This is a genomic window from Chloroflexus sp. (assembly GCF_034435895.1).
In the GTDB taxonomy this organism is placed as follows: Bacteria; Chloroflexota; Chloroflexia; order Chloroflexales; family Chloroflexaceae; genus Chloroflexus.
The window spans coordinates 1-20,670 of sequence record NZ_DAOTWH010000021.1; the positions used below are offsets into that span (position 1 = coordinate 1).

Below are 20,670 nucleotides of genomic sequence, written 5' to 3' on the forward strand. Positions count from 1 at the left end.
CCAGCGCGAGAAACTAGCGAGCTGGCCCGCCGCTACGGCGGCACCCGCGAGAGTTATCACGAAGAGACGCCGCAACACGAGGTGACGCTGCCGGCCTTCGCTATCGCCCAAACTCCGCTCAGCGCCGCCCTCTACGCCTATGCCGTCGCCGCTGGCGCGGCGCCGCCGCCACCCATCTGGCACGGCCCGCTCCCGCCGCCGGCCATTGCCTCCCTGCCGGTGACTGACATCAACTGGCACGAGGCGCAGGCCTTTTGCGCATGGCTGAGTTGCCAGCCTGATCTGAACATGCGCCTGATCGATGCCAGTGGCCGATCGTTGCCGCCACCGCAACGGCTGCATTTTCGCCTGCCCACCGAGGCCGAATGGGAATATGCCGCCCGTGGCGTCGATGGCCGCCGCTTTCCGTGGGGTGATGAATTTCACCCCCATCTCGCCAACACCCGCGAGAGCGGGCGCGCGGCGCCCAACCCTCCCGGCGTCTATCCCGGTGGTCGCAGCCCCTACGGCATCGAAGATATGGCCGGCAATGTCTGGGAATGGACGGCCTCGCTCGACCAGCCATACCCGTACCGGCCTGACGATGGCCGTGAAGACCCTAACGCGCCGGGACGCCGGATCCTGCGCGGCGGCTGCTACGCCAACCCGAACGGTTATGCGCGCTGCGCCTGCCGCTTTCGGTTACAGCCCGCCATGCGGAATCAATTCTTAGGCATGCGCTTGGCGTTGAGTGTAGAATAGCTATCGTTGCGCGTTCGCGCCTTTGCGTTTATCATCAGGCGGTTTGTTTTGCTAACGAAGGGGAGATAGCTATGGCTCGACCCGGAGCGCCCAAACTCGGCCGCAATGATCCCTGTTACTGCGGCAGCGGCCGTAAATACAAAGACTGCCACTTACGTCAAGAAGAAGAATGGCGCAGCCAGCAGTTGCGCTTGCGCAACGCCCAAGACAATGTGCTCCAGCGCATTCTGGCCCTCGCAACCGAGGCTGACGCCGCCAATCTCCGCACCGCGTTTGATCGCTATTGGAACGGGCGTTATCAGTTTGAGCAGTTGGCCGAATTGAACGAACGCGAAGGCTACGGCGCCGACCGATTTATGGTCTGGTTTGCGTTTGATTACCGCCAAGCCGATGGGCACACGTTGGTCACGCGACTGGCAACGAATCTGGATCAGAGCGATCTCGGCGACCTTGAGCGCCAATTATTGCCAACGTGGGTTGATGTGCGCTTGCGGCCTTATCGTGTCGAGCGGCTGCGGCCCAACGCCGGCGCCAATCTGCGCGACCTCTTGACCGGCGATCTCGTTATCTTGGCTGACAGCCATGCCTCGCTGCGCCTCGAACTCGATGAGGTGATCGTTGGTCATCTCGTGCCGGTTGATACGCCGATCGGCAGCAGCCAACCCAACTACTACCTCGCCGGCCCGGCAGCGCACCTTACTCCTGACACTGCCGAACCGCTGCGCGCGTTTGCTGATGTCCATCTCGAAGCATTCCGCCGCGAACAGCCAGACGCCGGCTGGCTCGATTTGTTGCGCGATCGATCAGAGATCTTTAGCCATTTTATCTTGATCCTGCCTACCGACAAGCCTGATCCCAAACGATTGCAACGCTACATTGCCGAGACCCGCCAACAACTACTCGGTGCGTAGCGGTCACTCACCCCGAATCTCAGCCAGCGGCAGCGTGAAATGAAACGCGCTGCCGCGATCAGGTTCACTCTCGACCCAAATCGATCCTTGATGCGCCACAACTGCCAATCGGCAGAACGCTAACCCCAACCCGCTACCTTCGCTCCGCCAGCGGCCAACTTGGCTAAACCGCTCAAAGATATGCTCTTGCTCTTCCGGCGGGATCCCCGGCCCTTGATCACGCACCACAATGTGCGCTACCCGATCACCGGGGATGGATACCGTTAAATCATCAGAAAAGCTGAACGTCTGATCAGGACCATTGGCTGGCGCCACGTTGACCTCAACGGTAATGGCGCTATTGGGTGGGCTGAATTTCAGGGCATTGTCCAGCAAATTTTGCAGCACACGCGCAATAATTGCGCTATCGGCAAAGAGCATGCGCACCTGCGGATCGATCCGCCGCAAGACCTTCACACCCTTCAGTTGCGCTTGGATCATTAACGGATCAATCACACGCTCGATCAAGCTCTCGATCGGCAACGGCTCGCGATCAAGCGGCATTTGGCCGCTCTCCAGCCGGCCAATATCGAGCATCGTATTCACCAGATTGAGCAATTGCCGGGCGCTGTTCTGGCCAATGCGCACCGCCTGTTGCTGGCGTTCCGTCAAGAGATTGCCCAATTCACTCACCAACTGCTCGAAGGCCAGCATAATGCTGCTTAGCGGCTGGCGCAGATCGTGAATCATCATGTGCGTTAAATCGGCCCGCAATCGCTCGGCCTTTTTCGCCGTAGTCACATCGCGAATGGTCAGCAGAAACGTCTGCGCATGACCCGCCGCAAAATCACTCGCCTGCGTTAATGTCCATGCAAAGACGCCATCACTGCCGGCCAACTCACCCGTCGCGCCCGACGCCGTAAGCGATCGTTGCAGATGAGTCACGGTCGTTGGATCGAGCAACCGCTGGGCCGTCCACTGCTCCAGCAGCTCATGCATCGACAAGCCATCGATCCGCTGGAGCGGCGGCAACCATTCGGCGGTATGCGTCAAGCGCGCGAACGCCTCGTTGGCGACGATCACCGTGCCATTGGCCGCAAACAGCAGCAAGCCATCTTCGATCGTCGCCATAATCCGGGCCAGATTATCACGCCCGCGCCGCACCTCTTCCAACAAGCGCATGCTCTCAATAGCAATTGCCGTTTGGGTAGCGTACAACATCAACATTTCGATATCGGCCGAATCGAGGGCGCGATCGCCGCCAATCACCGTCACGCCAATCATGCGCTGAGTGCCGCGCAATGGCAGCGCGACCGTTGTCGCCGACCGGAAGACAGGACGCCGGTTGAGGATTGCGCGCCGGGCAAGCGTGATCACCACATCGTAGTTCAATGAGCAGGCGCCGATCGTGCGCTCGATGCGCAGCTCATCACGGTCTTCGTCAAATAGCACGGTCTGAGCCCATTTGGCGCTGACGATCTCGACCATGCCCCGCGCTGTCATTTCCAAGACTTGCGGCTGCGGCAACGATTGCGAGTGGATCACCATCCCCAACCCATTGAGGGCGGTCAAGCGTTCAAGGCTCCGCTGCTGGCGATCGCGCAACAGCGCCATATCAATCGCTGCGCCGGCAATGCTGGCATAAACGGTCAACGCTTGCAGATCAGCCATCGCTGGTCGTTGCCCGCTCACCGGTTGATCGAGCAGTAACACCGCCTGTACCTCACGGTTGGCGGCGCGCAACAACACCACCAGCAGATCATCAGTATCCCACTGGTTCAAGCCAATTTCGATACGCTGCCCATTGGGTGGCGGCGGCAAATCGAACAATACGGCAAAGGTCGGGCTGCGCCGGTTCAGCAAGAAACAGTGCTCGCCAAACGACCACTCATTCACTAAGACATCTAGCCGTCCGGCCGCCAGATACGTGCCGAGCAGAAACTCGCCGGCCAACCCGCCCGTCGCCGCCACGCATTCAAGCATGGGGTGAACGCTATGCTCGCGGCGATTGACAAAGAGGGCCGCGCCAAGGAACTGCATGCGTTGGCTGATGGTGTCAATAATCAACCGGAAGAGCTGTTCTTGCGATGCAGCGCTTAACAATTCGCGATTGAGCGCTAACACTGACCGCAGTTCGGCATTCCACCGATCCAGATCACGCATCTGGCGGATAATGCCGGTCTCAACCTTGGCCCATTGTTGCGAATGGTCAAGCACTAAACTCATCAGGCCGGCGATAGCATAGATCTGTTCGGTATCGGTTTCAGAAAACGGCGCACCGCTGCGGCGATTGATGTATTGCAAATTGGCCCGCACCCCGGCCGGCGTCGCAAAGGGCACATTAATGAGATTGTTGCAGGTGACGCCAACGATTCGATCAAGCGTATAACTGCGCCGTGGATCGTGGGTGGCATCGTTGATGATCACCGGCTTGCCGGTAGTAAACGATTGACCAACAATGCCTTGAGTCAAGGGTATTCGGAAACCGAGCAACTTATGCGACTGGCTGCCGAAGGCATAACGGAAGACTAAGTCGTTCTGCGCTTCATTATAGAGAAACAACCCGCCCCCTTCTACGTCAAGCAAACGACAGCTCGCATCGAGCATCGTTTGCAGCGCACGTTCCGGATCCACGAGATGCGCGCTCGCAGACACGATGTTCATCCATGCTTCCTGTTGTTGCTGCGCGCGCTGCGCTACCCGCTGCAAGATGATCGGCCGCAGCAAGTAGCCGGCATAATATGCCGCTTCATTGACAGTTTGCCGCTGCGCTTCGTCTAGTGCCGCAGAGGTTGTAATGCAGACGTATACCGCGCCAAGCGTCTCGCCGGCGAAACGGATCGGCGAACCAACCCAATAGCTAGGCGCAGTTTCCGGGGTTTGATGATCGGGATGGGGTCGCACATCGTAACGGCCACAATCATCGAGATAGGCAACCGAACTAATCGGTACGCCTAGCTTGATCACCACACTACTGAGGTCAGTATCAACCGGCCAAAACCGATGCTGATCGATACCGTCACCCGGCTGCGCACTGTACTGCGCCGTCAATTCCAGCCATGCGCTTGACCGGCTCGGCACTACAATGCCCAGATTGACCGGTAACGCGATCAGTTCACTCAGTACTTGGCCAAACTGGCGGCAAATCAGATCGGGATCGTCGCTATCGCGGAGGACTTCAATCTTGAAGCGCAACCGTTGCTGCAGACTATTCCGGCCTGAACGGTTCAAGATTCGCTCGTAGCCAGTAACAATCAATCGTTCAATAGCCTGCAGGGCCTTAGCCTCGGCTGGCGTCAGTTCAGCCGGATGGATGAGCAACCAGCCGTATTGTTCAACCTCTCCCAGCACACGCACCGTCATACCCGGCTCAGGCTCGCCTTGACCCACCCACTGTAGCGACACCTGATGCCGCGGCAACGCTCGTTTGAGCGCGTTCATGGCCGCGCTTTCCAGCTCGCCAAGGTGTTGCGCATCAGTGATCGCCGCAACAACGGTGAACCACTCAGGCGAACTCATTTGCGCAACCCCAACCATAGCAAAACTCCACTCTTTACTTATTGCACTGGTATTGTACCGTGTTTTGACACGAGTGGAAACGACGGCAAGGTGATCCGTCCGTCACACCGCCTGCCCAGCCATCACACCGCTACTGGCGGCAACCCTTCCATCGCTGCGTATGCGCGCAAGATAGCCGCCACGTGTTCCAGATCCTCTAAAATAAAGTAGGTTTCATGCATAGAATACGCCGCGCCGGGTGTGTTCGCTACCCGCCGGATGTCGAACGGCTCCCGCGGCGTATCCGGCGCAAACGCGTGATCGAGTTCGCCGATTGACGAAAGCAAACCGGCGCCAAACGCGCGTAACTCGCCATTTTCACGAATCAAGCCGAACTCGATGCTGTACCACCACAACCGGGCAATCTCCAGTCGCTGCCGTTCGTCGCCGGCAAAGTAGAGCGGGCCGAACGCCTGCGCAATCTCGGCAAAGCGCCGGTCGGTAAAGAAGGCGAGGTGGCCGATGTATTCGTGAAAGAGATCCGGCATCGGCGTGAAATCAAGCTCGTCCATGCGCCGGATATAGTTGGTCACCGGGAAGCGCCGCTCGGCAATGTGCTCGAACCACTCGGTTGGGTTGAGATACTCGTTCTGCGCGTCGCATAGCGTCCATCCGGTGAAGCCGACCAACCGCTCGCTCACCTGCGCCGGATCAGGCAGGCGGGTGAGATCAAGGTTGAGCTGGCGAAATCCTGCGCGGAACAGACGGCAGGCGTACCGTTCAAGCCGGGGAACTTGGCGGGCGCAGAGCGTTGCCCAGACCGCATGATCTTCTTCGGTATAGGCCGGTAAAGCGGGTGGGGCAAGAGTTGACATTACAATACCTCCTTGTATTGCATGCTGTCTATAATGGAACGAGTGGCCAGCGCCACCAAAACCGGCCACTCGCGATAGCCGCTAGAAAAAGCCTAGCTCCTCCCGCGCCTCTTCCGACATCATCGACGGATTCCAGAAGGGCGTCCATACCAGATTGATCTTGACGTTCTCCAGCTCTTTGTAGACCTCTTTCAACGCCATAACTTCCCGCTGGGCCTGTTGCAGAATCTGCGGCCCCGCTGGACAAGCCGGCGTGGTCAGGGTCATATCGATATCGACCGTCTTCCCGCCGTCGAGAATATCGACCCGGTACACGAGACCGAGATTCACCACATCAAGGCCAATCTCAGGATCAATCACATTCTTCAGCGCCGCGCGCACCATCTCCTCGGTAATCATACGATCCCTCTTTCTTAACCGTGGGTTGACACGTGCATGATACCATACACGGCGGGATGTGACGAGAGTATGACCAGCGTGATCCCAGTCTGATCACGCTTCACGAAGCGAGCACCCGTATGATTGACATTCTGGCAAGCAATCCGCTCCTGCTCCTCTTTACCGTATCGGCGATCGGCTACCTCATCGGGCGCATCCGCATCGGCGGCGTCAGCCTTGGTGTGGCAGCCGTGCTCTTTGTTGGGCTAGCTTTCGGCGCAATCGACCAGCGTCTACGTCTGCCTGACATCATCTACCTACTGGGTCTGGTGATCTTTGTCTACACCGTCGGTCTCAGCAGCGGCCCCGGTTTCATCAATTCGCTGCGCCGGCGCGGATTGCGCAACAACTTGTTCATCGGCGGCGTGTTGGTTTCCGCTGCCGGGATTGCCCTCTTGATCCGCGCCATCCTTGGCATCAGTAGCGCGCAGACCGCCGGTTTGTTTACCGGCAGTTTGACCAACACCCCGGCGCTGGCAGCCGTGATCGAACAACTCACCCAACTCAGCGCCGATGAGGCGTTGCGCGCCGAGCCGGTGGTCGGCTATTCGGTCGCCTACCCTGTTGGTGTACTGGGTATGATCCTCGCTATCTATTTGACCCGCCGGCTCTGGCGTATTGACTTCGAACGCGAAGCCCAACAATTGCGCGAACTCGGCGCCGTGGGTGAGCACCTGATCAACCGTACCATTCGCGTGACCAATCCGGCTGTGGCCGGGCAGACTATCGCCGAATTGGTCAAGAAGAACAAGTGGAATGTGATCTTTAGCCGCCACCAACACAATGGCCAGATCGAACTGGCCACCGGCTTGGCCCAGCTCACGCCCGGCGATCTGATTAATATCGTCGGTTCACCCGAAGCTGTCGAGCGCGTCACTGCAGCCTTGGGCGAACCTAACCCCGAACAACTCGAACTCGACCGGCATACACTCGACTACCGCCGCATCTTTGTCTCGAATCCGGCGGTAGTGGGGGTGCCATTGCGCGACTTGCATCTGCCTTCGGCGATGGGGGCCGTAATCACCCGCATCCGCCGCGGCGATGCCGAGATCTTACCCCACGGCGACACCACCCTTGAGCTTGGCGATCGGGTGCGGGTTGTCACCCAGCGCGACAATATGGAGCGCGTGACTCATTTCTTCGGCGACTCGTACCGTTCGCTGGCCGAGGTTGATGTGGTCTCGTTGGGGTTGGGCATGGCGCTCGGCATGCTGGTTGGCCTAATCCCATTCCCGCTCCCCGGCGGCGGCAGCTTCTCGCTTGGGTTGGCCGGCGGGCCGCTGATTGTCGCCCTCGTGCTCGGCTGGCGCGGGCGCACCGGCCCGATCGTCTGGAGCCTGCCTTACAGCGCCAATCTTACTTTACGTCAAGTTGGCATGACCCTCTTCCTCGCCGGCGTCGGCACCCGATCCGGCTACAGCTTCGTTACCACCCTCACCCAAGGCAACGGCTTGCTGCTCTTCCTCGGCGGCGCGCTGATTACCGTCCCCGTCGCCTTCGCCACCCTCTTCATCGGCTACAAGCTGCTCAAGATTCCGTTTAGCCTGCTGGCCGGCATGCTGGCCGGCCTGCAGACCCAACCGGCTGTGCTAGCCTTTGCCAACGAACAGACCGGCAACGAAGCGCCCAATATTGGCTACGCGATGGTGTATCCGACGGCCACGATCGTCAAGATTATTCTGGCCCAATTACTGCTCGGCGCCAGCTAAGCGGGTTGGGTGCTGTGCAAACACATCATGCGGCAGTCAGCCTGCCGCATGATGTGTTCATAGCGTGATATGTGCGCAATCGGGATTTGACACGCAGTGGCGCCTCCTATGGCGTGCAGCAGTCAAACTGCCGCACGCCATACAGATCTCACTTGACAACCTTTTTGATATAAAGTATCATTTTAATACTGTCGCCTGAGCGGCATCTCTTTTCGCTCGAAATAACTAATACCTTGTATCACTATGAACCAAAACCTTCCTCCATCCCAACCCTTGCCGGTGACGGTGATCTCCGGCTTTCTCGGCAGCGGTAAGACTACCCTGCTCAATCACGTGCTGGCCAACCGCGCCGGTCTGCGCGTAGCGGTGATCGTCAACGATATGAGCGAGGTCAACATTGACGCGCAGTTGGTGCGCGCCGGCGAAGCGACGCTCAGCCGCACCGAAGAGCGGCTGGTTGAGCTGACCAATGGCTGTATCTGTTGCACGTTGCGCGAAGACCTCTTGGTTGAAGTAACCCGTCTCGCCCGCGAAGGCCGCTTCGACTATCTGTTGATTGAGTCGACCGGGATTGCCGAACCGTTACCAATTGCCGAAACCTTCACTTTCCCCGGCCCCGATGGCGCGACGCTGGGTGAGATGGCCCGCCTCGATACGATGGTGACGGTCGTGGATGCGTACAACTTCCCGCACGATCTAGCGTCACTTGATGAGTTGCGCGATCGTGATCTGGCCGCCGATGACGACGACGATCGCTCCATCGGCGATCTGCTGATCGAGCAGGTTGAATTCGCCGACGTGATTGTGCTCAATAAAGTCGATCTGGTCGCCGCCGATGATCTCGACCGGCTTGAAGCCCTCTTGCGCAAGCTTAACCCTACGGCGCGTATTATTCGTAGTGCGTTTGGAAATGTTCCACTCGACCAGATTCTCAACACTGGCCTCTTTAGTTTCGAGCGCGCCGCCCAGATGCCGGGATGGCTGCAAGAGCTGCGCGGCGAACACACTCCCGAAACCGAAGAGTACGGTATTAGCAGCTTTGTTTTCCGATCGCGCCGCCCCTTTCACCCGCAGCGCCTCTGGGATCTGCTGCACGACGAATGGCCGGGGGTGTTGCGCTCGAAGGGCATCTTTTGGCTGGCGACGCGCATGAATCAATGCGGCATCTGGTCGCAAGCTGGCGCCGCCTGCCGGATCGAGCCGGGTGGCTGGTGGTGGGCCGCCAGCGACGAGCAACCGGATGATCCTGCTGAACAAGCGGCGCTGGCCGCGATCTGGGACGAGGAATGGGGTGATCGGCGCCAAGAGCTGGTGCTGATCGGGCAAGAGATTGACGAAGCAGCGTTGCGCGCGCAGCTAGAGGCCTGTTTGCTGACCGATGCCGAAATGGCGCTTGGCCCGGCTGGCTGGGCAGCATTTCCCGATCCGTTCGGAAGCTGGGCGATCGCCGTTACGGCAGACGATAGCGACCTCTGACATGCGGTACAATCACAGCGTCCGTTTCACAACCTCTTTGTATCGAAAGGGAAAGAGATCATGAAAGTCGCTTACATCTTCGCCACCTCCGGCCACACTGCCAGCTACAAGCTCGGCAAGATGATTCTGCCCCAGCTCGAAGCCGGCAACCACGGCGCGCAGGTCGTAGGCATGTTTTTCTTCGACGACAACACCTACTTGTTGCGCGCCGGCGATCCTATGGGTGAACGGCTAGCGAAGATTGCCGCCGAGCAAGGCATTTTGTTGATGATGTGTGACCAGTGCGCGCTCGAACGCGGGTTGGCGGTGGGTGAACCCGGCAATTGCCATGTAACCGGCACCGTGGCCGGGGTGCAAGTTGGGTGTTTCCCCGATCTCTACGCGGCCTTGTCGGGCAACCCGCCTGAGCAAGTGATTACGTTATAGGAAAGGCGCAGAGGACGCAAAGGCGCAGAGGGTGCGAAGAGCGCAAAGATTTTGACATGGCATCCCCAAGCGTGTATGAGACATGCCTTCTATAACTCTCTGCGCCCTTTGCGTCAACTAGATTTACCCTGTCGTGCGCAAGCCAGCGGCAATCGCATTGACCAACAACAACAGATCGGTCAACGTCTCTTCGGCAGCCGGATCATTGACCGCTTGCTGCGCTCGCCATTGCCGGATCAACGCAATTTGGCGGCGATGCAACGGCTCCAATCCAACCTGTCGTCGCGCTAACGTCACTGCCACCTGTGGTCGCCGCTGCGCGAGCGGCATGCCGAAAATGGCGGTCAGCGCCGCTTCCGTACGCTCAAATTCAGCGTCAATCAGATCGAGAAAGTGCTGGCGGATGCCGGCGTCTTCCACCAACTCGGCGTAGGCATGCATCGTTTCGCGATGGGCCGTCTGCAAGCTAGTTGCCACATTCGCCAAGAGATACCGCAACGGCGGCCATTCCCACTGTTCGGCGCAGAGCTGCTCCCATGCCGCTAGATTGGTTTCCTGCAACGCGCTTAATGCGCTGCCTACGCCATACCACCCCGGCAAGTAGAAGCGTGACTGGTTCCAGCTAAAAACCCACGGAATCGCGCGCAGATCGGCCAGCGTCGCTTGGCCCGTCCGCCGCGCCGGACGCGAACCGATCCGGCTTTGCTCGATGACATCAATCGGGGTCGCCTGCCGGAAGAACGTAATAAAACCCTCACGTTCGATGAGATTGCGATAGGCCGCAAGCGCCTGTTGGGCCAGCCAATCCATCACCGGCTCCAGCGGATGCGAATCAGCCAAGCGTTGGCGATGCAACAAGGTATACGTGGTCGTGCCGGCAATGAGCAATTCTAGATTATAGGCGGCAGTCAACCGGTTGGCGTATTTCTGCGCAATCACCTCACCCTGTTCGGTCAAACGCAGATCGCCGTTCAACGCACCCGGCGGCAACATCGCGATAAAGCGATTGGTCGGGCCGGCGCCGCGGCTAATCGTGCCGCCGCGCCCGTGGAAGAAGCGGATCCGCACCCCCCGCGCCCGCCCTACTTCGGCCATCGCCCGCTGCGCCCGGTAAAGCGCCCACTGGCTGGCCAGAATGCCACCGTCTTTGTTGCTATCGCTATAGCCAACCATCACCTGCTGTACCAACTCGCCGCCCTGAGCCTGCGCCATCAAGCTCCGCCGCGTCATCGGATGATCGAGAATATCGGCCAAAATCTGCGGGCTATGCTCAAGGTCTTCGATCGTCTCAAAGAGCGGCACAACCGGTAATCGACACACCAACCCGTCTGGCGTTGCATAAGCCAATCCAGCCTCGCGCGCCAGCAAATATACTACCAGCACATCGGTCACATCACGGGTCATACTGATAATCAGCGGGCCAATGCCAGCCAGACCATAACGAGCGATATGCGCTGCCAACACCCGGTAACAACCCACCACCGCCGCCGCTTCCGGGCCGAGCGGCGTATCAGGATGGGCAAACGGGCGCGGCGAGGCCACTTCGCGTTCGAGCATCGCCCGCCGCCGCTCAGGGTCGCCGCTGAGCAAATCATCCGCCGGCAGACCGGCTGCCGCCAGCAACTGGGCCAACGCCCGATCGTGGAAATGGCTGTTTTGGCGAATATCAAGCGTTGCCAGATGGAAACCAAACGTCTGCACCAGTTGCATCAACGGGCGAATCTCGGCCTCGGCGAGACGATCGGCGCCAATCTCACGCAGATAACCGGCCAGCTCGCGCAGATCGGCCAGCAACTCAGCAGCATCACGATACCGGCCGGGTTCATCAACCAACCGGGCCGCTTCCGCCGGCGAATCATCAATCGGCAGTCGCGCCAACATCAGATTCAGCGCCTGCCGCCATGGTTCATTGGGGTTGCGAGCAATCGCGCGCTGGCCACGTTCGCCCAAGCCGGCAGCCAAACGTTCTATCTGCGCCGCTAACCCAGCCGGCGCCGGGAACAAGATATCTGAAATACTTAGATGGCTCGCCGCTGTGCGTATCCGGCGGCGCAACAACCGCAATGCCTGCAAACGCAGCTCTTGCAACGTTTGCGCCGTAATTTCAGCGGTCACCAACGGGTGGCCGTCGCGATCGCCACCAACCCACGAGCCAAAACTCAAGCGAGGCCAACGATCAGTTAACAATTTTGGATCAAACCCAGCCATCACCCAAGCGTAACGCAACTGGGTATCGAGCACCGGCAACACATCGGGAAAGACATTCACCAAATAGTGCAGCACATTCTGCACTTCTGATAGCACGGCCGGCTTATTCAGAAAGATGTCGCCCGTGCGCCACAACCGTTCCAATACCGTCTCAATCTCAGACTCTATTTCCGCCTGTTCGGCCGGCGACCAACGCTGGTTCTCACGGCGCACCATTAGCAAGTACAATTCTCGATTATGCGCCAGTACCGTCGCCCGTTTCACCTCGGTCGGATGCGCCGTCAACACCGGTTCCACCGCAATTGCAGGCAATTCAGCTACAATCTCGGCGGCGCTCAAACCGGCCCGCTGCAACTTCTGCAACGCATCGCGCCAGCGCCCCGTCTCCGGTCGCAACTCCGGATCGCGATCGGCAATGCGCCGTTGCTGGACGGCAGCGTTCTCTTCGGCAATATTCAACAACTGGAAAGCAATGCCAAGCGCTCGTACCAGCGACCGGGTTGAGACTGCCGAATCGTCAGTCGCTGCTCGCAGCCATGGCAATGCCTCAGCCACACTCTGTTCGCCCACATGTTTCAGGACGGCGCGAAAATGCTTCAGCAAGAAGCTAAAATCTTGATCGACCTTTGTCTGATCAAACGGTTGCATTGGCAATGACCTTTCCCTAACACCGGTTCTGGTTCAACGCAGAAACCAGCGGGAACGCAAACCGGACAGCGCAAACTACGGATTACCCATATCATACCACTGGTGGAACAGCAACGAACAGCCGGCTGCCAACCGGCGCAATCATCGTAGCAGAAATCACGCGCCATCGCGCCTAGCGGCAAAACAAACGACACACAATCGGGGCAGCTCATCGCTGCCCCGATCATAACGACGTGCTGTGTGCTAACCCACGTGATTAGCGAAGCACCACCGGAACGAAAACTGAGGGCGGCGCAGTGGGCGCAGTGATCGTTATCGTGCGAATAATTCCATTCGGCGACGAGATATTCTCACCGCGGTTGTTGCTGCGTCCCTCTGCGTCTTCACCAACGAAGGCGTTGTAGTCAACTACAATCCCGATATCATACGTGCCCGGTGTGCCGAAGATGTTACTCCAGTTGGCTGGCTGATTCGAAAGATCTTTCCATGCACTGCGCGGTACGGTATAGGTCGCATTCACCTCCATAACGTCTTTGGCCACCTGGGCCGTGACTATGGCTCCATTGTCACATGGCGGTACTGCATCGGGGGGGGCATCCGGATCGGGCGCTGGCATTGCGGTTAGAGCCGGCGTGCTTGGATTTGTCCGCCGGACAATGCAGAGATCAACAAAGAAGCTGCCACCGCCGCTTGCCGCCACCACGCTGCGCGTCGCAGCAGGGTCATTCCGGCGCAAGTTACGCAAGGTCAAGGCAATGGTGGTGAAACTACCGTTGTTGGTCTGCACCTCGAACGTCTGAATCCAGACATCCGGCTTCACCGCCACCTCCTTCTCCACCGCAAAGTAGTACAGCTTCGGTGAGTAGGCTCTGTTGCCGGGATCTTGAATAAACTGCGCCCGGTACTGCATACAGGTCGCTTGAATCTCCTCGTTGGGGAAGGCATCGCTCAAGCTAATGCTATTCTCACCATGCCGTGATCTCAAAACCGATTCGGAGTCGGCATCGAGATCACGCCAGCGCTCAGGATTTGTAGGCGACGGTGACGGATCAAAATCGCTTTCGCGACAGGTGCCGCTGGTAACCGCCGTGCGGATCTGAATGCGAATATCGGCTTCAGGATTACTGTCCAGACGATCTAAATCAGCTAGCCATTTGATCGACAACAAGCGCGAGGTTTCACCATCGGTCAACACCGAGAATGGATGCGAATAGTACCAGCCTTCAGGAGCGCGCGTCGTTCCACTGGATTCATTCGCGCCGCCGACGCCACCGACAAAGATGGTGTCGGTCGGCTGATTTCTTTCGTTCGATCCGCCAACCACGTACACCCACGCCGCATGGATTTGGGTCGCGCTGTTCTCTGGCGGCGTCGCCGGCACAAGCGCAACTGAGGCATTTAACCGCTTATTCGGTAGCGGAAGCACAAAATCATTTGCCTCATTGGTTCCTACAAAATAGGAACCAGAGTTCGTCAAATCCTCTAGCAAAAACTGGTCATTATACATTGCCACCGGAATCGTCCCCGTCGCGCCGGCAGCGCCGGGTGATCCGGTCGAGGTCGAACCGGTCACGTAGTAGAGACGGTTGTTAAAGCTGAGACCGGTAACGCCTTGGCGTCCCTGAATGTTAATCGCTTGGGAACCGCTATTAGTCTCAGCCACCGCATCGGTCCACGTTAAGGCGCCATCGACAGGATTCACGTCAGCCCGCAAAACCGCGGTGTTCAACGTAGTGCAATCAACATCTGTGCAGCCGCCAAGCAAGAAAATCGCCTCCTTCTGTACCGGCGCACCGCCTTCCAGCCGCGTGGCATAAGCTGCAATCGCCGTGCCGGAGTGCAGTCCAAACGGCAGGTCAGCTAACCTTGCCCAGACCGTCGCCGAGCTTGTGGCGGTAGGGTGGACCAAATCGCCGTTAGCGTCAACTTTCGTGTAGAAGACGTAAGGATAGATATCTTCTTGTTGCAGGGTCTGTTCGGGAGCAATGCTCAAGCCGCCAATCGCATAGATAAAATCGTTGCCGGCGCTCGTCCTAACATAGACTAACTGTAGATTATGCACCCCACGGATACCGGGCGAATTAGTATTAGTAATAATGTTGCCGTTCGCGTCCAGCGAAGGGAAACGCCAATCATCAGGCGCGCTCCAGCCAACGATATTGCCGTTGGCATCAACAGTGGCTCGCTGCACGATATTGGTGGAAAAGTCGTATTGGTCGCAGTCTGAATCATACATGCTGCCGCCGACAATGAAGATATAACCTAGATTAGTTCCAGTCGTCGCTGGCACCGCCACTGCGCCGGCCCGCGAACGTCCAGCCATTGGCAGATCGCAGATAGGACCGGGATCAACCTCTGGCATAGAGAAGGCAGAAAAATACGTGTTACCGGGAGGACTTGCGTTTATCTGTTCAAACGTACCGTTCGTTTGATTAACGACCCCGCGATAAATATAACTCGAACGGTTCTCTTTCTCTTGCTCTGGATCCGGGCTGGTTGCGCCGCCAATCACAAACAGATAGCGGCCTAATGTCACCACTGGCGCATCGCTGAGCGGTTGGGGCAATGTAGCGGAAGAAAATCGCCAATTAGAGCGATTAAGAACGCCGACCGGCGCCAATTCGATCGCGCCAACCAAATCATCCGACGCAGTGGGCGTCGCCGGCGCCGCCGACACGACCGTGCGTTGGAACGTGCCGCTGGCAAAATCGGCTTGCGAATTATCGATTATTTGGAGAATGCCGGGTTCATCTGCCAATACGCCGGCTGGCGCCGGTAGCCACGCCGGCACCAGCAACGCAACCAACACAAACGCAGCCATTAGCGCAAAGGGGCGGCGAAGGCGAAAACTCAACATCATCGGAAACCTCCCCAGACCTAGGTGGATTCGCTATGCCGGTATCACTCCGGTGCACTCTACCTTGGTCACCGCATCTTACCGAGACACAATGCCCCTCCCCTTCTGGGAGAGGGCATTGTGCAGAGACCTAGTTACTCACTGCACACACATTCCCGTTAAGCCGCAGACGCAGATTCTGCTCAACAGTCGCGGTAAACCCAACCTGCGTGGCCGGATCAAGCACGACCACCATATCCGACTGGCTAGAGCCATTAGTAAAGATCTGGCTATACATCCGTGGCTGAGCCGTCGGCGGATCGAGCGGGTGGCGGTAGAAGAGATACGCCTGCATCCGGTACATCCCGCGCGGGAGGTTCTCGAACGTATAGCGCACCCGGCCATCGGTGCCGGCCACGATCGGCGTCCGATAGGTCGTGTTAGTTGTGAGATCCTGCAAGATCACTTCGCCGACGTTCGGATAGCTGAGACCGCTTATCGATTGGAAGTGATTGCCCGGAATGGTGCCGCGCCACTCGCCGTCGCTGCCACTAATACATGGCCCTTGCTCGACTTCGGCGTTGATAGCTAACATGATGCGATCAACGTTGTTCAAACCATCAGGCCCACGCTCTAACGTTTCCGCCATGTAGAAGTGCCGTGGCGTCGAAGCTACGCCATCCCGCAAACCGAGCGTCGGCACTGCCGAGATACCCACCACATAGATGTCAGTTTGCACCGACTGATCAGCCTTGATTTCGTTCGCTACCTGCACCATTTGCGTAATCGGGCGGTCGTAGCCTTGATAACGCCCGCCAATCTCAGTCGTCTGGCAAGGCGCATTGTCGAGCACTTCCTTGCCTAGCAGAAAGCATGGATGCGTATTCGGGCCGCTTTGCGGGGTATAGGTTGAAGCATTGCTGTGCGGACCCTGCAGGTTGGCATCATTCCGATTCATCATAAAGTTAGAGAGACCGTCGGTAACGAAGATGACAACACGGCGATACTCCCAATCACGGTTGTTGTACCTAATGGTGCGCGGCGCGCTCTGCAGAATTTGCTGTGCGCGCAATAGCGCACCAGCGCCATTTGTACCGCCATTTGCCAAATACGGGTCGCCATCAACGCTTCCTGCATCCAGCACTGCTTGCTTCAACTCAGCCGGATTCGAGCTGAAACCGCCATCGGAGGGGAAGCGGTCAGTTATCGGCACCGATTCACGGAACCAGACCAAGGCCATTTGGTCACTAGGACGAGTATTGTCATAATCTTGGTTGCCCGGCATATTCATCTGATCGATCAGTAAGCGCACCGCCTCTTTGGCGACGTAGATGCGTCGCTCTTGCACTGTCGGCCACGCATTGGATGCCTGACCAGTGCAGTGCGGACTGGCTGGACGCTCGCCAAACGGGTCGTTAATGCATTGCGCCAATATTACCTGATTACCACTCCGATAGCTGCCCTCGCCACGGAAATTCATGCTCATCGAGCCGGTAACATCTAACACTACCACGTAGTTTACCGGGCGGCGCAAGTTGTTTACAATCTGATACTCTGGCCACAGTTCAACACTACCGGTCAGGCGCACGACATTTCCATTCGCTGGCGGCGGCGGCGTCGCCAAGCAGGCAGTGCCTTGGCGATCCGGATCGCCGAGGAAGATGAAATCCATGTAAGGGCGATTGCGCTCGCGGCCATACCCGGTCAGCACGAAGAGACCGAAGCGCACCACGCGGAAGGCAGCATTCGAGCCTTGGCCAACGGCCACATCATAGATCGGCAGCACCATGCGGGTGCCGTTGGCAATGTGCGCATCTAGTGCCTCGCGGCGATCATTGCTGGCGGTGAAACCTGAGCTACCGTACACCCAGTCACCCACGTTCAGCTCACCGGGCCGTTCGGGATACGTTGCCGGACGCGGCAGATTAGGCGCCGGCCATGGCACTACCTCCATAAAGCCTTTCGAAAGAGTGCCGGTGCCAGTCAATGACAACTCCAGCTCTTGGGCGCTGTTCGCATTTGCGCCGCTCACGCCTTGGCCATCGAGCCAACGCAACCAGCCAAATTGACCGGGCAAATTACCATCGGTCGGATACAGGCGCATCTTGGTGTAACCACGGTAGGGGCCGCTGGTCAGACGTTGCCAGTTGTTATCAGGTACACCATCACCATTGGCATCACCCGGGTTGCGAAACTCATTGCCACTGATGTGATCGTTATTGATTCCAATCGGATAAACGCCATCAGTTGGCGGGCAGGTGCCGGCGTAAGCAGTCGCCCCGAACGGCAACTGATTTTGGTTAACGACCCGAGCGAAGAGCGTATCAACATCGCCTCGCAGATTCACCTGAATATACGAGGCATTGTCGGGGGCAATCGTACCGTCACGGGTGATGCGCGCGCCACCCGGCAGCGGCTCTCCGCGAGCATCCAAGTAGAAAGCTTCCATCTGGACATTCGGATTATTTTCAATATCGATCCCATTTGAGCGCAGCGAATTGACAATCGCGTCGTAGATGACAGTGTTCGTTGTCCCGGCCGGCCGGCGCACATACGTATTCATCGCCGATAATGAAGCGGCGTTCGCGGCGGCGACGGCACGGCGCTCTTCAGAAAAGGTGCGCCCGACATCGACTGAGAGCGCCACCATGCCAACCAACACGACGATCATCAGGGCCAGCAGGGGAATGCTTTGGCCACGCACCCGTCGTAGCGGGCTTGAGCGCATTAGGTAACGAGTTGCCATAGGTCTCCTCCGTTGTAACGCAACTACGATGATGGCAGAATGCAATGTGCTTTAATTAAACTTGGCCGGCAATCACGGCTACCCGATAAACTGGCTGCGAATCGGCATCGTGAACGTCACCGGCAAGATTATGTCCCGGCCTAACGCAAAAGGAAAGAAGAACTGGTAACGATACCGCACCGTGACCCGAATCCAGCAGTTCCGTCCGGCGTTGCGCATATCGACTTGCGGGGTTGTTGTGGCGCACGCACCGCTCAAACTGGCCGGATTAGGCCCTCTTGGGTTCTCAATAATGACAAACCCATTAGGATTCGTCGGGTTGCTCGCACTGAACACAGCGGATTGGTTGGCATCGTCAATCCCATCGCCGTTTAAGTCAAAGAGATTGACGATGCCTGACGGATTAGCGCCGCCAGAGAAGCGAATGCGTCTAAAGATCTCTTGATAATTCAAGCGCACCTCCGTCACTTGCCCGCCATTCGTCACCACTATCGGATAACTGCCATAGGTTGCGCCCTCCTGCGCCGCCGTGCGCAGCGCCTGCAAGGTGAAGAAAATCAGGCCGAGATCAACGGCGGCTGCCAGCAGGAAAAAGATTACCGTCGCCGCGAGGGCAAATTCGACCAGCGCTTGTCCAACTGTTTTATGACGCCGTTGCTTCATATTCCCCTCGCTTACCGTCATCTGCCTTGCTGAATCTCGCGCCAATCGGCCACATCACGCGCGCATGCCACCCCGCGCGGTCTCGAAGGATCAACGCCAAGATTCTCTATTGAGCGGCGTTGCACAACTCGCAGGTTTAACGTGCCGTTGCGCCCGATCATATTGAATAACGGCGTAATGCCGCGCACTGGATAGTTGATTTCGATCTCGATTGGCCCACGATCGTTCAGGTTGCGAGTCTGGCCGCCATTGGGATACCGAATAACGACGTAATCCTCAATGCGGCGGCCTTCGTTGGCTTGGCCATCAAACAACACCACATCTGACCGGATCGCTTCCATTATCCCGCGCACACATGCATCGGCAGTGAAGCCGGGGTAGCCGGACGGCGGATTATTGCGCAGATCGAGCCAGCTTTGGTAGGGCGGCAATTGAGCAGCCACTTCAGCGCCATTGCGCGCAGCCTGCGACACCATCGAGTAGGCGAAGATGATATAGCCAAACTCGATAATGCCAAAGATGACCATCAGCATCCATGGCAGCAAGAGTGCCATCTCAACGAGCGATTGTCCGCGTTTGGGTTTCATGGCCTGCACTCCCGCAATACTGCTACTCTGGCTATCAGTATATTGCCAGCTTTTGCCGGGCGGAATAGTCCGAAAGTACCGGGTTTTCAAACAGCGTTATGCCGCATTACAAAAAGATGTATCGGCTTGATCGCGCCGCAGCGGCGACATACGCCGCCCCTGCCAAATGACTGCTCAATTATGCCCGCCAATGTACTGCTCGATCATCCGTTGCCAATAGGGCCAATCGTGATACCAGCCATCCCAGACCCGCAAGGCATTGCCGATCCCCTTGGCCCATAATTGGCTCGACAACAATTCATTTGACCATGCCGACGGGTCGTCGCGCCCTGTTACGAGAATGATGTCGGTTTCGCGCAAGCGGTCGATCGTCCACGGATCGTTGAGACTGGGCACGAAATCAACCGGATTGTGGAAGTAAACGCCCTGCGTATAGTTGGTAAAAAACCGCTTGAGATCGTACAACCCGGAAAGACCGATAACACGCCGTACCAAGCCGGGATGACGGAGGGTGAAGATCACCGCCTCGCTGGCCCCAAACGAACAACCGGTGGCTATCAAGAACGGGTTGGGATTGAGGTGGCGCACCAGCGGCAAGACTTCGGTAATTAGATAGCGCTCATATTGCTCTTCTCGCCACATCCGCGCATCGGCATCAGCGCCATAGTTATACCAACTTTCACTGTAGACGCTATCGACGCAAACCAGTTGAATCCATCCTTGCTCGAGGTGATGGCCAAGCGCCGCCACCATCCCGCGATCTTCGTATTCGTAGAAGCGTCCGTGTGAGGTGGGGAAGACCAACACCGGCGCACCGGCATGGCCGAATATGAGCAATTCCATCGTTCGATTGAGAGCAGGACTGTGCCATGCATGGTATTGTCGTTGCATATTCCGAACGTGTGCATTTCAAATTGGCGATGACAATA

General features: G+C 57.9%; 14 protein-coding genes. 5 read left to right on the forward strand and 9 right to left on the reverse strand.

Translation table 11 applies throughout. The annotated features are described in order from the left end of the window. Together U9R81_RS01105 and U9R81_RS01110 are read left to right on the forward strand one after the other, a co-directional pair. The coding region (locus tag U9R81_RS01105; RefSeq protein ID WP_322493699.1) for a formylglycine-generating enzyme family protein at positions 1–741 on the forward strand (741 nt) is incomplete at its 5' end. A gap of 71 nt (positions 742–812) precedes the next feature. Further along, positions 813–1,652 carry an SEC-C domain-containing protein gene (locus tag U9R81_RS01110; protein ID WP_322493700.1) on the forward strand — a complete coding sequence of 280 codons (840 nt, stop codon included), beginning with the start codon at positions 813–815 and terminating at the stop codon, positions 1,650–1,652. Positions 1,653–1,655: 3 nt separating this feature from the next. Here U9R81_RS01110 and U9R81_RS01115 read toward each other — a convergent pair whose 3' ends face one another. From U9R81_RS01115 to U9R81_RS01125, 3 genes are all read right to left on the reverse strand, one after another. After that, positions 1,656–5,150 carry an ATP-binding protein gene (locus U9R81_RS01115; protein ID WP_322493701.1) on the reverse strand — a complete coding sequence of 1,165 codons (3,495 nt, stop codon included), beginning with the start codon at positions 5,148–5,150 and terminating at the stop codon, positions 1,656–1,658. A 122-nt stretch (positions 5,151–5,272) separates the two neighbouring features. Next, positions 5,273–6,004 carry an amino acid hydroxylase gene (locus U9R81_RS01120; RefSeq protein ID WP_322493702.1) on the reverse strand — a complete coding sequence of 244 codons (732 nt, stop codon included), beginning with the start codon at positions 6,002–6,004 and terminating at the stop codon, positions 5,273–5,275. Positions 6,005–6,085: 81 nt separating this feature from the next. Continuing rightward, complete coding sequence (locus U9R81_RS01125; protein WP_322493703.1) at positions 6,086–6,403, reverse strand: metal-sulfur cluster assembly factor; 318 nt, start codon at positions 6,401–6,403, stop codon at positions 6,086–6,088. Positions 6,404–6,522: 119 nt separating this feature from the next. Between U9R81_RS01125 and U9R81_RS01130 the strand changes: the two genes are divergently transcribed. From U9R81_RS01130 to U9R81_RS01140, 3 genes are all read left to right on the forward strand, one after another. After that, positions 6,523–8,151 (forward strand): aspartate:alanine exchanger family transporter, encoded by a 1,629-nt coding sequence (locus U9R81_RS01130; RefSeq protein ID WP_322493704.1) that lies wholly within the window; start codon positions 6,523–6,525, stop codon positions 8,149–8,151. A gap of 243 nt (positions 8,152–8,394) precedes the next feature. Further along, positions 8,395–9,627: a zinc metallochaperone GTPase ZigA gene (gene zigA / locus U9R81_RS01135; RefSeq protein ID WP_322493705.1), complete on the forward strand. Its 1,233-nt coding sequence runs from the start codon at positions 8,395–8,397 to the stop codon at positions 9,625–9,627. Positions 9,628–9,687: 60 nt separating this feature from the next. Continuing rightward, positions 9,688–10,053 (forward strand): SaoD/DsrE family protein, encoded by a 366-nt coding sequence (locus tag U9R81_RS01140; RefSeq protein WP_322493706.1) that lies wholly within the window; start codon positions 9,688–9,690, stop codon positions 10,051–10,053. A 123-nt stretch (positions 10,054–10,176) separates the two neighbouring features. Here the strand turns inward: U9R81_RS01140 and U9R81_RS01145 are convergent, their stop codons facing one another. The 6 genes from U9R81_RS01145 to U9R81_RS01170 form a co-directional block, all read right to left on the reverse strand. Beyond that, positions 10,177–12,909 carry a phosphoenolpyruvate carboxylase gene (locus tag U9R81_RS01145; RefSeq protein WP_322493707.1) on the reverse strand — a complete coding sequence of 911 codons (2,733 nt, stop codon included), beginning with the start codon at positions 12,907–12,909 and terminating at the stop codon, positions 10,177–10,179. 256 nt (positions 12,910–13,165) lie between these two features. Beyond that, a complete protein-coding gene (locus U9R81_RS01150) occupies positions 13,166–15,769 on the reverse strand; it encodes a hypothetical protein (protein WP_322493708.1) in 2,604 nt (867 codons plus the stop codon). Between the two features lie 127 nt (positions 15,770–15,896). Beyond that, complete coding sequence (locus U9R81_RS01155) at positions 15,897–18,491, reverse strand: VWA domain-containing protein (protein WP_322493709.1); 2,595 nt, start codon at positions 18,489–18,491, stop codon at positions 15,897–15,899. A 78-nt stretch (positions 18,492–18,569) separates the two neighbouring features. After that, complete coding sequence (locus tag U9R81_RS01160) at positions 18,570–19,154, reverse strand: TadE family protein (RefSeq protein WP_322493710.1); 585 nt, start codon at positions 19,152–19,154, stop codon at positions 18,570–18,572. Positions 19,155–19,171: 17 nt separating this feature from the next. Then, entirely contained in the window at positions 19,172–19,741 is a 570-nt protein-coding gene (locus U9R81_RS01165) for a TadE family protein (RefSeq protein ID WP_322493711.1), read from the reverse strand. A gap of 174 nt (positions 19,742–19,915) precedes the next feature. Next, entirely contained in the window at positions 19,916–20,632 is a 717-nt protein-coding gene (locus U9R81_RS01170) for an esterase family protein (protein WP_416180924.1), read from the reverse strand. Positions 20,633–20,670: the final 38 nt, after the last annotated feature.

Coding starts and splice junctions, on each gene's coding strand:
- U9R81_RS01155 (WP_322493709.1), bottom strand. CDS start 18,491: ATGGCAACTCGTTACCTAATGCGCTCAAGCCCGCTACGACGGGTGCGT.
- U9R81_RS01140 (WP_322493706.1), top strand. CDS start 9,688: ATGAAAGTCGCTTACATCTTCGCCACCTCCGGCCACACTGCCAGCTAC.
- U9R81_RS01165 (WP_322493711.1), bottom strand. CDS start 19,741: ATGAAACCCAAACGCGGACAATCGCTCGTTGAGATGGCACTCTTGCTG.
- U9R81_RS01115 (WP_322493701.1), bottom strand. CDS start 5,150: ATGAGTTCGCCTGAGTGGTTCACCGTTGTTGCGGCGATCACTGATGCG.
- zigA (WP_322493705.1), top strand. CDS start 8,395: ATGAACCAAAACCTTCCTCCATCCCAACCCTTGCCGGTGACGGTGATC.
- U9R81_RS01150 (WP_322493708.1), bottom strand. CDS start 15,769: ATGATGTTGAGTTTTCGCCTTCGCCGCCCCTTTGCGCTAATGGCTGCG.
- U9R81_RS01125 (WP_322493703.1), bottom strand. CDS start 6,403: ATGATTACCGAGGAGATGGTGCGCGCGGCGCTGAAGAATGTGATTGAT.
- U9R81_RS01120 (WP_322493702.1), bottom strand. CDS start 6,004: ATGTCAACTCTTGCCCCACCCGCTTTACCGGCCTATACCGAAGAAGAT.
- U9R81_RS01110 (WP_322493700.1), top strand. CDS start 813: ATGGCTCGACCCGGAGCGCCCAAACTCGGCCGCAATGATCCCTGTTAC.
- U9R81_RS01145 (WP_322493707.1), bottom strand. CDS start 12,909: ATGCAACCGTTTGATCAGACAAAGGTCGATCAAGATTTTAGCTTCTTG.
- U9R81_RS01130 (WP_322493704.1), top strand. CDS start 6,523: ATGATTGACATTCTGGCAAGCAATCCGCTCCTGCTCCTCTTTACCGTA.
- U9R81_RS01160 (WP_322493710.1), bottom strand. CDS start 19,154: ATGAAGCAACGGCGTCATAAAACAGTTGGACAAGCGCTGGTCGAATTT.
- U9R81_RS01170 (WP_416180924.1), bottom strand. CDS start 20,632: ATGCAACGACAATACCATGCATGGCACAGTCCTGCTCTCAATCGAACG.